The following is a 13,076-nucleotide window of genomic DNA, read 5'->3' on the forward strand; positions in this document are numbered from 1 at the left end:
GGCCTAGGCGGTGAGGACGCCTGCTCCGAGCAGCGCCAGGGTCCCGGCTCCGAGCAGCACCCGGTAGACGACGAACGGCGTGTAGGACTTCGTCGAGACGTAGCGCAGCAGCCAGGCGATGGCGGCGTAGCCCACGACGAAGGAGACCACGGTCGCGGTGATCGTCGGCCCCCAGCCGAAGTCGTTGTGGCCGTGGGGGATCTCCTTGAGCTCGAAGAGGCCGGCGCCGACCACGGCCGGGATCGCGAGGAGGAACGCGTAGCGGGTGGCCGCCTCGCGCTCGAACCCGAGCAGCCGGCCCATCGAGATGGTGGCGCCGCTGCGCGAGACCCCGGGGATCAGGGCCAGCGCCTGTGCGGCACCCATCAGGACGGCGTCGCGCAGGGTGATCTTGCCGATCGGCCGGTCCGCCCTGCTGGTGCGGTCGGCGATGCCGAGCACGATCCCCATGACGATGAGCATCGTGCCGATGATCCACAGGTTGCGGAAGTCACGCTCGATGACGTCCTTGAGCAGCACGCCCAGGACGACGATCGGCAGGGAGCCGATGATGATGAACCAGCCCATGCGTGCATCGAGGGTGCCGCGCCACTCGGGCTGGAACAGCGCGCGCACCCAGGCGTTGGCGATGCGCCAGATGTCCTTGCGGAAGTAGATCAGCACCGCGAGCTCGGTGCCGATCTGGATGACGGCCGTGAACGCGGCTCCGGGGTCGCCCCAGCCGAAGAGCTCTGGGAAGATGCGCAGGTGCGCACTGCTCGAGATGGGCAGGAACTCGGTGAGGCCCTGGATGATGCCCAGGACCACGGCCTTCAGGAGGTCGATCACGACGCAGGAGCCTACGGCGTGCCACGACGGGGACCTGCCCGACCCGTGGCTACCCTCCTGCCATGCAGCAGCGCGCACTCGGTGCCACCGGACTCAGGGTCTCCCGTCTCGGGCTCGGGACCATGACGTGGGGACGCGACACCGACGAGCACGAGGCGCGTGATCAGCTCGTCGCTTTCGCGGAAGCCGGAGGCACGCTGCTCGACACCGCTGCCGGCTACGGCGACGGGGCGAGCGAAGAGCTCATCGGCACCCTCATCGGTGACGTCGTCAGTCGCGAAGAGGTGGTCCTCGCCACCAAGGCCGGCATCTCCCGCCGCACCGGGGAGCGCGTCACCAACACCTCGCGAGGCCATCTCCTTCCCGCCCTGGACGCCTCGTTGAAGAGGCTCCGGATGGATCACGTGGACCTGTGGCAGGTGCACGTCTGGACCGACGAGACGCCTCTCGAGGAGACCCTCACCGCGCTCGACCTCGCCGTGTCGTCGGGGCGCGCCTCCTATGTCGGCATCTCCAACTACAACGGCTGGCAGACGGCCCAGGCGGCGACCTGGCAGCGCGCGGTCCCCGGGCGGGCCACGCTGGCCTCCACCCAGGTGGAGTACTCCCTGGTCAACCGCGCGATCGAGCACGAGGTCCTCCCCGCCGCCAGGGCACTCGGCCTCGGCGTCCTGCCGTGGTCGCCACTGGGTCGCGGCGTCCTCACCGGCAAGTACCGCACCGGCATCCCCTCGGACTCGCGAGGCGCGACCGACCACTTCGGAGCCTTCGTGGGTGCCTACCTCGACGAGCGTGGCCGAGGCATCGTGGAGGCCGTCGTGAGGGCCGCGGAGGGCCTTGGCTGGTCGCCCCTCGAGGTCGCTCTCGTCTGGGTGCGGGATCGTCCCGGCGTGACCGCCCCCATCGTCGGCGCCCGCACTGCGGCGCAGCTCAAGGGGGCCCTCGGCATCGAGGAGCTCTCCCTCCCGCCCGAGATCACGGCCGCACTCGACGACGTGTCCGGGGACTGACGCGTGGGACGCGACCAGCGCCGTGCACCCCGACCGGGGGTGGAGTGGCAGTTCGAGACCTTGTCGCTCCCCCCTGACTTCTCGCGCAACGTCGTGACGCGGCTGCTCGTCGACCGAGCCGAGCACGGCGGCTGGGAGCTCGACCGCCTGCGGATCGGCAACGACGGCGTACGACGCGTGGTGCTGCGCCGCAAGATCATCCGGCAGCGGCTGACGTTGTTCTCGGGCTGACTCAGATCCCGTCGAGGAAGCGGTCCATGACCCGCGCCCCGAACTCCAGCGCGTCCACCGGGACCCGCTCGTCCACACCGTGGAAGAGCGAGGTGAAGTCGAGGTCGTCCGGCAGGCGCAGCGGCGCGAAACCGTAGGAGCGCATCCCCAGCTTCCGGAAGTGCTTGGCGTCGGTGCCGCCGCTCATCAGGTAGGGGGCCACGAGACCGTCAGGGTCTTCCGCGAGGAGGCTGCGGGTCATCGCAGCGACGAGGTCGCCGTCGTACGGCGTCTCCCAGGGCTGCTGGTGCGACACGAAGTCGATGTCGATCCCCTCTCCGCACAGCTCGCGCAGGGTGTCGAAGAACTCGTCCTCATAACCGGGCAGGAAGCGTCCGTCGACGTAGGCGTGGGCGTCGGTCGGGATGACGTTGACCTTGTAGCCGGCCTCCAGCATCGTCGGGTTGGCCGTGTTGCGGATGACGGCGCCGAGCATTCGGGCGGCGCTGCCGAACTCCTCGATGAGCGACTCGGCGTTCTCGGGCGTCGCGTCGGTGCCCGCCAGCTCACCGACGCTCGCCAGCAGCACCTCCATCGTCGGTGTCAACCGCACCGGCCAGTCGTGGGTGCCGATCCTCGCCACGGCTCCCGCCAGGCGCGTGACTGCGTTTTCGCCGTTGATCATCGAGCCGTGGCCGGCGCGACCGCGGGCGCTGAGCCGCATCCAGGCCATGCCCTTCTCGGCTGCCTCGATGAGGTAGACGCGCCGCCCACGAACGGTCGCGCTGAATCCCCCACCTCGCCGACCGCCTCGGTGCAGTCGGCCAGCAGGTCGGGGTGCTCGTCGACGAGGAGCCCAGCCCCGTGGTGGCCCCCGGCCTCCTCGTCGGCGGTGAAGCAGAGCACCACCTCCCGCTCAGGAGCCCGGCCGGCCGCAGCACGAGCGCGCACGACGCTGAGGAGCATCGCGTCGAAGTCCTTCATGTCGACGGCGCCGCGGCCCCACACCATCCCGTCACGGACCTCGCCCGAGAACGGGTGGACCTGCCAGTCGGCGGCCTCGGCGGGCACCACGTCGAGGTGGCCGTGGAGCAGCAGAGGCGCGCGTCCGTCGCCCCCGCCCCACCGTGCGATGACGTTGGCCCGGCCGGGCGCGGTCTCGATGATCTGCGACTCGATGCCGACGCCGTCCAGCTGGGTCGCCACCCACTCGGCCGCCTTGCGCTCCCCCGGTCCGTCGTCGCCGCCGTAGTTCGAGGTGTCCATCCGGATCAGCTCGCGGCAGAGCTCGACGACCTCCGCCGCGGGGTCGTACGACGCCTGCTCCGACACGGTGTCCATGTCGCCCATCCTGCCCCAGATGTCGCACGCGCCCCGATTCCGATTCCGAGCGCCCGCTTTGCTACTGTTCTCCAGCACTCGTCCGGGTGGCGGAATTGGCAGACGCGCTAGCTTGAGGTGCTAGTGCCCGTATTAGGGCGTGGGGGTTCAAGTCCCCCCTCGGACACCATCGAAGGCCTCGCGATCCGCGGGGCCTTCAGCCATTCTCGAGCCTGGGCGAGACGTTCGGGAATGACGGACCTTCGCCTCTGTCGCGGCCCTCCACGCAGGACGATGCTGGTGGTGTGGGCAGACGGAGGAGGCTGTCATGAGCACCATCACCCGCCCGGACCATCGGTACCAGCCAGTGCAGGTCGCAGGCACGCACCCGCCGAGAACCATCGTCATCCGGCGATTCGTCGGCGGTTTCTACCTCGTCATGGCTGGCATCAACGCCGGTATCGTGGCGGCCGACCCTCAGACCTACCGCACGTTCGCCGACGGCTCGTTCTGGCCGTTCGTCGCGAACACCTGGCGCGACGTGGTCATGGACCACCCGGCCGCGTGGCTGTTGGCGCTGGCCTTCGGGGAGATGCTTCTAGGAACCGTGCTCCTGCGCGGGGGCCGGGCCGCACGCGCAGGCTGGGTGGGCGTCCTGGTGTTCCACGTCCTGCTCATGTCCTTCGGCTTCTGGGTGTGGCTGTGGAGCCTGCCCGTGCTGGCGCTCCTCCTCCCGGTCGTACGACGTGACTGGCCGCTCCTGGGGGCCGGTCCGTCATCGGGCGTCGCGGTCCCTGTCGTTCGTCGTGCTGTCCCCAGCACGCCCGTGGCGGAAACCTCGACCGGCATCCACGCCAGGTGGAACGACGTGGTGCTCGCCGTCGCGGTGCTGGCCGCCTCCCTGTACGGCCTCCTCGCGGAGTCGCCGTACAGGTCGCTCCCGGATGCGACGGTCCTGGCCGCCAAGGCGCAGGACGCGTGCAGCATCGTCGTCGCCGTCCTGCTGGGGGCGCTCGTGCTGCGCCCAGGGCTCGGCACGGGCGGGCGCCTGGTGCGACTGGGCCTGCTTGGCTACCTGCTGTACAGCTACCTGATCTACATCACCGGCGTACCGATGAACAGGATGTTCCTTGCCTATGTCGTGATCGTCACGCTGTCCGGCGCGGGCCTCGCCTCGGGTCTCGTCGACCTCGTCAAGCGCACCCCTGCCAGCACTGCTTCCTCCAGGCTTCGCCGCGGCACCGGGTGGATGCTCGTCGTGACGGCCGTGCTGTTCGCCGGGCTGTGGCTCTCGGCCCTGCTGCCGGTGGCACTCGGCACGGGACAGGCAGATCCTCAAGGCGTCGGGGGCACGCCCTACCCAGTCTTCTGGCTGGACCTCGCTGTCGTCCTGCCGGCGATCGCCGGGGTCGGTGTGCTCCTCGTGCGGGATCGCCCACTCGGGCCGCCCCTTGCCGTGGTGGCGCTCGTCAAGATCGTCACACTCTTCACGGCCCTCTGGGCCGGGCCCGTGGTCGCGCTGGCCACCAGCGAGGCCGTCCACCTCGGCTCTGACGCCGGCCCGAGCCTGTTGCTCCTCGCTGCGAGCACCTGGATGGTCACCCGGTGGGTCCGGACCCTCGAGGCGCCGGCAAGCACTCCGGTCGCACGACCTCACCCAAGAGGTGCGGGATGAGCACGCACCACCCCGCCCTCGCTCTCCGCCAGTGGCTCGCCGCCCATCCCGTGCTCGGGTTCTTCCTGCTCGCCTATGCGATCTCCTGGCCGATGTGGGTGCTCACGCACCTCACCGGGTCGTTCGCTCTCCTGGTCCTGGGCGGGTTCGGTCCCGCTCTAGCAGCGGCCGTGGCGCTTCGCCTCACCGGGCAACCGATACGGCCTTGGGTCATGGCGCTGATGGCGTGGCGGGTGTCTGCGCGCTTCTACGCCTACGCCCTGCTGCTTCCAGCGGCGTTGTACGGAGCGGTGAACCTGGCCCTTCAGGCGGTGGGTGCCGACGTGGACTGGTCGCTCCTACCCGGCCGCGTCCCGGGCTACCTGGTCTCAGTGGCGCTTACGGCCGTTCTCTTCGGCGGCTTGGAGGAACCCGGGTGGCGCGGCTTCGCGCTCCCCCGCCTGCAGGAGCGGCACACGCCCTTCGTGGCCACGGTCCTGCTTGGGCTCGCTTGGGGCGTGTGGCACGTCCCGCTCTACGGCCCCGCCGGGTTCGTCGTACCCCTCGTGCTGGCCTTCTACTACACCTGGCTGTACAACCGCACCGGCAGCATCCTCCTGTGTGTGCTCCTCCACGGCAGCTTCACTGCGGCGCAGGACGGGTTGCTTCTCACCACCGACTCACTGACTGTCGATGCAGTCATCCTCGGCGCCTACGCAGCAGGCGCCGCCGCCCTCTTGTTGCTCACCCGGGGCCGTCTCGGCCGGCCAGCTAACCAGCCCCATGCTCCCGAGTACGCGATCGAGGAGTCAGCGCTCGCGTGAAGCCGCGACCAGTCCTGCGGTCCATCCGGGCGCCCGACCGCCGCGTGGTGGAGTGACTGTGGACAGGTCGTGCCCGCTGCGCGACAGGAGCCAGGACGTCAGCGAGTTGGAGTTCCACATCTCGCCGGTGCCCTGCTCATCCCGCCCCCACGTCGCTGTACGGAACTGCGCCACCAGCTCCAGCACCCTGGCGGCGTGCGCGTGGTCTGCGCTGAGCCGACGAGGACTGTCCACGGCCTCGGCGAGATCGGGGATGCGGCCCTCACGCCACCTGCGGACCTCATAGCGGAACGCGCGGGTGCGACCCAGCCACGGGTGCCCGACAGGGCCGACAGCGACCACCCCGCGTCCAGCATCCGCCGTGTTCCACACCGGCCCCATCTCGATCACCCAGCGGTCCGCGTCGAGCCTCACCTCGAGCGCCGAGTGGTAGAGGTCGCAGGCGCGACGTCGCTCGCGGTGGGCGACCAGGGCCTCGAACGCTCGACCGTTCAGGCGCACGAAGTGGCCGCCGGCACCAAGCGGGAGCCAGTACAGGTCGACGCTGTTCCGGCTGGTCCTTTCCGCCCTCTCGACCATGCCACGTCCTCCCGGACTCCAGTTCATCGCATCACCGTGTACGACGGCAGGGCTGAAGGTCCCGAAGGGGACCTTGGCCTCTGTCCTGCTCACGGAATCAGGACGATGCTGATCGTGAGGACAGAGCGCAAGGACTGGTCTTGGGCACCCGGGCCCGACCAGGTCCGGCGTGGAGAGGAGCCCTCGATGAGAACCCTTGTCGTCCATGAGTCCATGTGGGGCAACACAAGTGCAGTCGCAGAGGCCATCGCTTCAGCGCTGCCGGGCGACGTGCAGTGCACCTCCGTGGCAGCTGCGCCGCCCAACCTCGACGGTTTCGACCTCCTCGTCGTCGGCGGCCCGACACACGCCTTCTCGATGAGCAGGGCGACGACGCGACGCGACGCCGTCACCAAGGGTGCCACGAGCGGCCATGAGGCCATCGGCGTCCGGGAGTGGCTCGAACAGCTGCCGGAAGGCTCCCGGGTCGAGATCGCCACCTTCGACACCCGCGTCGGAAGCATGCGACACCTGCCGGGATCGGCTGCGAAGTCTGCAGCCAAGCTCGCCAAGCACCGACACGTCGGACCCGTCGTCGCCACCGCGAGCTTCTACGTCGCGGACATGGCCGGACCGCTGCTGGAGGGTGAGCTCGAGAAGGCCCGCGAGTGGGCGCGCTCACTGGCGAGCGCCGACCTCACCTCGTAGGCCGAGCACGACCGAGGCTGTGTCCTCGCTAACACCTCAGGCGGGGACCCCCCGCCCCGGTTTGCCATGTCGGGACAACCTTGGTGTGGTCGAGGGATGGCCAAGCTCGAGCACCCCCACGAACTCCCCGCCAACGACGACCTGCACCCCGCGCTCGACGTCCCCGCGGAGGCACTCGACCGCCCTCAGACCGGGGGCCTCGACAAGGTGGTCTTCGGCATCGCTGCCGCAGTCAGCCTGGCGTTCCTCGCCTGGGGCTTCATCAGCACGGCCAGCCTCGCCGACGCGTCCGGCACCGGTCTGTCCTGGGTCATGGTCAACACCGGATGGCTCTTCGTCCTGGCTTCCAGCGCCTTCGTGGTCTTCGTGATCTGGCTCGCGCTCGGCAAGTTCGGCAACATCCCGCTCGGACGCGACGACGAGGAGCCGGAGTTCCGGACGGTCTCGTGGATCGCGATGATGTTCAGCGCGGGCATGGGAATCGGCCTGATGTTCTACGGGGTCAGCGAGCCGATCACCCACTTCGTGACGCCTCCCCCCGGCACGGGTGAACCGGGCAACGCGGAAGCAGCGCAGAACGCGATGGCCACGACCATGTTCCACTGGTCGCTCCACCCATGGGCGATCTACGCGGTCGTCGGCCTCGCCGTGGCGTACGGCGTCTACCGCAAGGGCCGCCTGCAGCTGATCAGCTCCGCGTTCGAGCCGCTCCTGGGCCGCCACGCCCATGGCTTCGGGGGGAAGGCGATCGACATCTTCGCGATCTTCGCCACGCTCTTCGGATCGGCCACCTCGCTCGGTCTCGGCGCACTGCAGATCCGGTCCGGACTGGAGATCGTGGCTGACCTGGGGACCACCGGAAACGGGCTCCTCGTCGGCATCATCGCCGTGCTGACCGCCGCGTTCGTCCTGTCGGCAGTGTCCGGGGTCTCCAAGGGGATCCAGTGGCTGTCCAACATCAACATGGTCCTCGCAGTGGTGCTCGCACTGTTCGTCTTCGTCGTCGGACCCACGGTCTTCATCCTCAACCTGATCCCCAACACGGTCGGCGGCTACGTCGCGGACCTGCCGATGATGTCGGCCCGCACCGGGATCGCCGGCGAGGACACCGCGACCTGGCTGCAGGGGTGGACCATCTTCTACTGGGCGTGGTGGCTGTCGTGGACCCCGTTCGTCGGCATGTTCATCGCCCGGATCTCGCGCGGCAGGACGATCAGGCAGTTCGTGACAGGTGTGCTGCTGGTCCCCAGCCTCGTGAGCCTCGTGTGGTTCGCCATCTTCGGCGGAACCGCCATGCACCTGCAGAAGCAAGGCACCGACATCGCCGGGGCCGGCGGCCTCGAGGCCCAGCTCTTCGCCACCCTCGACGCCTACCCGCTGGCCACTGCGGCGAGCGTGGTCGTGATGGTGCTCGTGGCCATCTTCTTCGTCTCCGGCGCCGACGCCGCGTCGATCGTGATGGGCTCGCTGTCTGAGCGGGGCACCATCCACCCCAGCCGCCCGACGGTGATCTTCTGGGGCGTCGCCACGGGAGCCGCCGCAGCCGTGATGCTGCTGGTGGGCGGGGCCGACGCGCTCAGCGGACTGCAAACCATCACGGTGATCGCGGCGCTGCCGTTCGTGGTCATCATGATCGGCCTGGCCGTGGCGCTGGTGAAGGACCTCAGCCGCGACCCGCTCGTGGTGCGTCGCAAGCGCGCCGTCGAAGCCGTCCAGCAGGCCGTCATCGCCGGTGTGACCGAGCACGGCGACGACTTCGTCCTGACCGTCGGCAAGGACCCCGCAGCGGCCGAGAACTCCGACGCAAAGGCGCGCAAGGCATAGTCTCGCGCGCATGATCACCCCGCTGCGCGTCGGATTCGTCACCGGCGCGACCCCGGACAAGTGGGCACGGCACTGGCGCGAGCGCCACCGTGAGCCGCTGGAGCTCGTGCCGGTCACGGAGTCCGAGCAGGAGCACCTGCTGCGCGGCGGCAGCCTCGACATGTGCCTGGTCCGCCTTCCGATCGACCGGGACGGGATGCACTGCGTGAGGCTCTACGACGAGGTGCCCGTCGTGGTCGCCGGCCGGGAGCACCTCCTCGCCGCGGCCGACCCCGAGGTCACCACGGCCGACCTCGCCGACGAGCAGCTCGTCATGCCCCATGCGAGTGGCTGGCGCCCCGACGTCGAACAGCTCGACTGGCCGGAGATGACCCCGCGGGAGGCGATCGAGACCGTCGCGGCCGGTACCGGCGTGGTCGTCGTACCGATGTCGGTGGCACGGCTCTTCCAGCGCAAGGACGTGGTCACCCGGGTCGTCGCCGACCTCGAGCCGTCCACCATCGCCCTCGCCTGGCGGGTCGAGCGCGACGACGAGACGACCCAGGCCTTCGTCGGGATCACTCGGGGGCGTGGCGCCAACTCGTCCCGCTAGAGCGAGCTCTCGAGCCAGGTCCCCAGCTCGACGGCGCTCGCCTCGACCAGGGTCGGCCAGTCCATGGCGCCAGCATCGGCAGCGTCGGAGACGTGCTTGACGAGCCGCACCCGGGCGCCGGCGGCCAGTGCCGCCCACGCCACCGCGTAGCCCTCCATGTCGACCAAGTGGGCCCGCTGGGCCAGGAGGTCGCGGACGGCCGGGTCAGTGACGAACACGTCGCCCGTGGCCAGGACGATCTCGGAGCCACCGATCTCGAGCCGCTCGCGGGGGTCGTAGCCGAGCGCACGGATGACGTCTGCGCTGATGTCGTGGTTGAGGACGACCCCGGGCTCGTGCATCCCGGTGAGCCCCGGGCGCAGCGCGCCCGCGGTGCCGATGTTGACCACCGTCACGTGTGACGGGTCGTCGTACGACGCCAACGCCCGGGCGGTGGCCGCAGCCGCGTGGGTCTTGCCCAGGCCGGTGATGACGAGCGGCAGACCCGGCGGCACGTGTGCGGCCTCGGCACGGGTCGCTGCCACGACCAGCACGTCGTCGCGGGAGGCGCTCACAGGTCGTCCGTGCGGTGCTTGCCGCGACGGGAGTGTGGTGTCGACATGACCGCCCGGACCCGCTCCTCGTCGAAGTCCTCACCGAGCCACTCGAACAGGCCTCGCAGGGCTGCGGGATTGCCGGCGTAGTCGTCGTAGTGGACCCGGTGGGCCGCGTCGCCGAGGTCAGCGGCAGCTGCGAGCATGTGCTCCTCGATCGCCCGGACCTTGGTGAGCGCGTCGTCCTTGTGGGTCCAGTAGTTGCTGGCGGCGACGTCGGGCAGGTGGCGGGTGTTCACCACGAAGCGGCAGCCCGGAAACACCTGCTGCAGGAAGGCGAGGTAGTCGGGCAGGTCGTCGTCGTACCAGCGGATCTCCTTGTAGCCCGTCACCCGCGTGCCGGGCTCCGGCCGCATGAGCGTCGCCTCGGCGAGGGCCCGGATGTGCTCCAGCGAGACCTGCTCGGGGAACGACTCGATGCCGAACCATGGGTGGGTGGGCTCGGCGGCCCTCGCGGGGTTCACCCGCGCTCGCTCACGCAGGCCGCTGGCGTGGAACTCGTAGAGGTGCCGCATGGCGTGGCGGTTCTCCCCGCGCAGCAACCAGCCCGGGATCGAGTTGAGGATGCCCATCAGGAGCGTGGAACCCGACCGCCCGTAGGTCATCACGAAGACGTGCTGCATCCCGGTCACCACGACTGCGCGAGGGGACGGCCCTCGTGGAACCCGGCAGCGGACTGGACCCCGACGACCGCCCGGTCGTGGAGCTCGGCGAGGCTGCTGGCTCCTGCATAGGTGCACGAGGAGCGGACGCCCGAGCAGATCTGGTCGATGAGGTCCTCGACTCCCGGACGCTGCGGGTCGAGGTACATCCGCGAGGAGGAGATGCCCTCCTCGTAGAGACCCTTGCGTGCCCGGTCGTACGACGACTCGGTCGAGGTGCGGTTGGCCACTGCTCGTGCCGAAGCCATGCCGAAGGAGACCTTGAACGACCTCCCCTGGGCGTCCTCCATCAGGTCGCCCGGGGACTCGTTGGTGCCGGCGAACCAGGAGCCGATCATGACCGAGGACGCGCCGGCCGCGAGCGCGAGCGCGACGTCGCGGGGGTGCCGCACTCCCCCGTCGGCCCACACGTGCTTGCCGAGCTCGCGCGCTGCCGTCGCGCACTCCAGCACCGCGGAGAACTGCGGGCGGCCGACGCCGGTCATCATCCGGGTGGTGCACATGGCGCCCGGCCCGACTCCCACCTTGACGATGTCGGCACCGGCCTCGATGAGTGCGCGCGTGCCGGCGGCGTCCACCACGTTGCCTCCTGCCACCGGGACCTGCGGGCCGAGGGCGCGGACGGCGGCCAGCGCCTCGAGCATGCGGTCCTGGTGGCCGTGCGCGGTGTCGACGACCAGGCAGTCGACGCCCGCGTCGAGGAGGGCGGCGGCCTTCTCCGCGACGTCGCCGTTGACCCCGACTGCGGCCGCCACCCGAAGGCGGTGCTGTGCGTCGACGGCCGGGTCGTAGAGCGTCGCGCGCAGGGCGCCCAGGCGGGTCAGCACGCCCACGAGCTCCCCGGACCCCGTGACACCCACGGCGAGCTGGGCGCGGGCCCGTTCGATGGCGTCGTAGACCTCGCGCGGGTCGGCGTCGGCGGACACCGTGACCAGCTCGGTGCTCATCACGCTCCCGACCTGGGCGAACCTGTCCACCTCCTCGCAGTGCTCCGCGGACACGACGCCGAGCGGCCTGCCCTCGGACACGACCACCGCTGCTCGGTGAGCTCGCTTGGGGATCAGCGACAGCGCCTCGGCGACGGTCTGGGTGGGGTGCAGCTCGATGGGGGTGTCGAACACCAGGTGACGCCCCTTCACCCAGCGCACCACGTCGGCCACGACCGGCAGAGGGATGTCCTGGGGGATGACGGTGATGCCGCCGCGCCGAGCGACGGTCTCGGCCATCCGCCTGCCCGCGATGGCGGTCATGTTGGCCACGACGAGCGGGATCGTGGCGCCGGTGCCGTCGCTCGTGGCGAGGTCGACGTCGTACCGGCTCGCCACGGCGGAGCGGCCCGGCACCATGAACACGTCGTCATAGGTCAGGTCATGCGGCGGCTTCTGGTCGTGGAGGAAGTGCACGACGGCGGACTCTACGCGGCCCTTGACCACCTGCGGGGCCCACGGGACCATGACTCATGGAATGGATGATGGTCGCACTGGGGGCAGGAGTGTCGGGCGCGCTCGGAGCCTGGCTCGTCCGACGCGGTCGGACAGACCGGCGGTTGCATGCCGAGCGATCCCACCCGGTGACGCACATGGGCTCTCGTGCCACCCGTGGCGTCGAGGACTCCATGAGCATGCGTCGCTCGGCTGGTGGCATGTAGGTGCCTCCAGCTTGAGCATCACGCAGCCGGCATCCGCTTCGGGCGCAGGCCGACGTCGGCCAGCTCCAGCTCGGCGAGGCGTCGTACGACCTCGGGGTCCCGGCTGCGCCACGCGCCGGCCGGATCGTCGCTGATCCTGGCCAGGACGCGCATCGGCTGGTTGGCCAGCGCCCGGAGGGCGAAGAGGTCGAGGTCCTCGTGCGCGTCGATGAAGCGCGCCCCCGCGGTCGCCTCCCGGACGAACCGCCACCGCAACGGTCCCCAGAAGGCCCCGACGATCAGGATCGGGATCAGCGCCACGGAGAGCCCGAGCATCAGCGCGAGCCGCTCCACCGCGCGCACCGTGCCGCGTCCTGCCTCAGCGATCCCCTCCGAGGCGTCGGCGGCCCGGTCGAACGGCGCCGCGAGCTCGTCGCCGACCAGGGGCGCGTCGGAGACCCTCCCACCCGCGTCCCTCAGCTGCTCAGCCATCGCCGAGGCCGAGGTGTCGGTCTGCCGCGCGGGACCCGCCAACGCCATCGTGCCGTCGTGGACCGCCGCGCCCGCCCACACCCAGAGCACCAACCAGCAGAGGACGAGGGCGTCCGCCACGACCTGACGGAACCGGCGGGCAGGGAGGTCGGCGTAGAGCTTCATCCCGACAAC

At 70.2% G+C, this 13,076-nt stretch carries 15 protein-coding genes and 1 tRNA gene; 8 read left to right on the forward strand and 8 right to left on the reverse strand.

The features are described 5' to 3' along the window. Positions 1-3: 3 nt before the first annotated feature. Positions 4-828 carry an undecaprenyl-diphosphate phosphatase gene (locus EXE58_RS17780; RefSeq protein WP_244242303.1) on the reverse strand — a complete coding sequence of 275 codons (825 nt, stop codon included), beginning with the start codon at positions 826-828 and terminating at the stop codon, positions 4-6. 62 nt (positions 829-890) lie between these two features. Here EXE58_RS17780 and EXE58_RS17785 point away from each other — a divergent pair, with 62 nt between their 5' ends. Together EXE58_RS17785 and EXE58_RS17790 are read left to right on the forward strand one after the other, a co-directional pair. Next, a complete protein-coding gene (locus tag EXE58_RS17785) occupies positions 891-1,838 on the forward strand; it encodes an aldo/keto reductase (protein ID WP_135269084.1) in 948 nt (315 codons plus the stop codon). Positions 1,839-1,841: 3 nt separating this feature from the next. Further along, complete coding sequence (locus EXE58_RS17790) at positions 1,842-2,069, forward strand: DUF5703 family protein (protein WP_425271661.1); 228 nt, start codon at positions 1,842-1,844, stop codon at positions 2,067-2,069. Position 2,070: 1 nt separating this feature from the next. Here the strand turns inward: EXE58_RS17790 and EXE58_RS20515 are convergent, their stop codons facing one another. After that, positions 2,071-2,802 (reverse strand): M20/M25/M40 family metallo-hydrolase, encoded by a 732-nt coding sequence (locus EXE58_RS20515; protein ID WP_425271680.1) that lies wholly within the window; start codon positions 2,800-2,802, stop codon positions 2,071-2,073. Further along, positions 2,730-3,389: a M20/M25/M40 family metallo-hydrolase gene (locus EXE58_RS20520; RefSeq protein WP_425271662.1), complete on the reverse strand. Its 660-nt coding sequence runs from the start codon at positions 3,387-3,389 to the stop codon at positions 2,730-2,732. Before EXE58_RS20520 ends, EXE58_RS20515 begins: the two co-directional genes overlap by 73 nt. A gap of 80 nt (positions 3,390-3,469) precedes the next feature. Here EXE58_RS20520 and EXE58_RS17800 point away from each other — a divergent pair. The 3 genes from EXE58_RS17800 to EXE58_RS17810 all read left to right on the forward strand — a co-directional run bounded on the left by EXE58_RS17800 (position 3,470) and on the right by EXE58_RS17810 (position 5,846). Next, positions 3,470-3,558 (forward strand) — tRNA-Leu (locus tag EXE58_RS17800). A gap of 138 nt (positions 3,559-3,696) precedes the next feature. Beyond that, positions 3,697-5,043 (forward strand): hypothetical protein, encoded by a 1,347-nt coding sequence (locus EXE58_RS19805; RefSeq protein WP_208544069.1) that lies wholly within the window; start codon positions 3,697-3,699, stop codon positions 5,041-5,043. Next, a complete protein-coding gene (locus tag EXE58_RS17810) occupies positions 5,040-5,846 on the forward strand; it encodes a CPBP family intramembrane glutamic endopeptidase (RefSeq protein ID WP_135269085.1) in 807 nt (268 codons plus the stop codon). The genes EXE58_RS19805 and EXE58_RS17810 overlap by 4 nt, the downstream gene beginning before the upstream one ends. Here the strand turns inward: EXE58_RS17810 and EXE58_RS17815 are convergent. Then, the gene (locus EXE58_RS17815) at positions 5,832-6,518 is read right to left on the reverse strand and encodes a hypothetical protein (protein WP_244242304.1); all 687 of its coding nucleotides are present in this window, start codon (positions 6,516-6,518) and stop codon (positions 5,832-5,834) included. The genes EXE58_RS17810 and EXE58_RS17815 overlap by 15 nt on opposite strands. A 93-nt stretch (positions 6,519-6,611) precedes the next feature. Here EXE58_RS17815 and EXE58_RS17820 point away from each other — a divergent pair, with 93 nt between their 5' ends. The 3 genes from EXE58_RS17820 (at position 6,612) to EXE58_RS17830 (ending at position 9,528) form a co-directional block, all read left to right on the forward strand. After that, on the forward strand, positions 6,612-7,112 hold the full coding sequence (locus EXE58_RS17820; RefSeq protein ID WP_135269087.1) for a flavodoxin family protein: 501 nt from the start codon (positions 6,612-6,614) through the stop codon (positions 7,110-7,112). Between the two features lie 96 nt (positions 7,113-7,208). Continuing rightward, on the forward strand, positions 7,209-8,936 hold the full coding sequence (locus tag EXE58_RS17825) for a BCCT family transporter (RefSeq protein ID WP_208544070.1): 1,728 nt from the start codon (positions 7,209-7,211) through the stop codon (positions 8,934-8,936). A gap of 10 nt (positions 8,937-8,946) precedes the next feature. Beyond that, positions 8,947-9,528 (forward strand): LysR substrate-binding domain-containing protein, encoded by a 582-nt coding sequence (locus tag EXE58_RS17830; protein ID WP_135269089.1) that lies wholly within the window; start codon positions 8,947-8,949, stop codon positions 9,526-9,528. On the opposite strand, the gene EXE58_RS17835 is transcribed toward EXE58_RS17830, so the two are convergent. The 4 genes from EXE58_RS17835 to EXE58_RS17850 all read right to left on the reverse strand — a co-directional run bounded on the left by EXE58_RS17835 (position 9,525) and on the right by EXE58_RS17850 (position 13,067). Then, positions 9,525-10,082: a nucleosidase gene (locus tag EXE58_RS17835; protein WP_135269090.1), complete on the reverse strand. Its 558-nt coding sequence runs from the start codon at positions 10,080-10,082 to the stop codon at positions 9,525-9,527. The genes EXE58_RS17830 and EXE58_RS17835 overlap by 4 nt on opposite strands. Then, positions 10,079-10,744 (reverse strand): sulfotransferase, encoded by a 666-nt coding sequence (locus EXE58_RS17840; RefSeq protein WP_135269091.1) that lies wholly within the window; start codon positions 10,742-10,744, stop codon positions 10,079-10,081. The genes EXE58_RS17835 and EXE58_RS17840 overlap by 4 nt, the downstream gene beginning before the upstream one ends. A 5-nt stretch (positions 10,745-10,749) precedes the next feature. Next, positions 10,750-12,186 (reverse strand): GuaB1 family IMP dehydrogenase-related protein, encoded by a 1,437-nt coding sequence (locus EXE58_RS17845; protein ID WP_135269092.1) that lies wholly within the window; start codon positions 12,184-12,186, stop codon positions 10,750-10,752. Positions 12,187-12,449: 263 nt separating this feature from the next. Next, positions 12,450-13,067: a hypothetical protein gene (locus tag EXE58_RS17850; protein ID WP_135269093.1), complete on the reverse strand. Its 618-nt coding sequence runs from the start codon at positions 13,065-13,067 to the stop codon at positions 12,450-12,452. Positions 13,068-13,076 lie beyond the last annotated feature (9 nt).

It is taken from the genome of Nocardioides seonyuensis (genome assembly GCF_004683965.1).
Taxonomy (GTDB): domain Bacteria; phylum Actinomycetota; class Actinomycetes; order Propionibacteriales; family Nocardioidaceae; genus Nocardioides; species Nocardioides seonyuensis.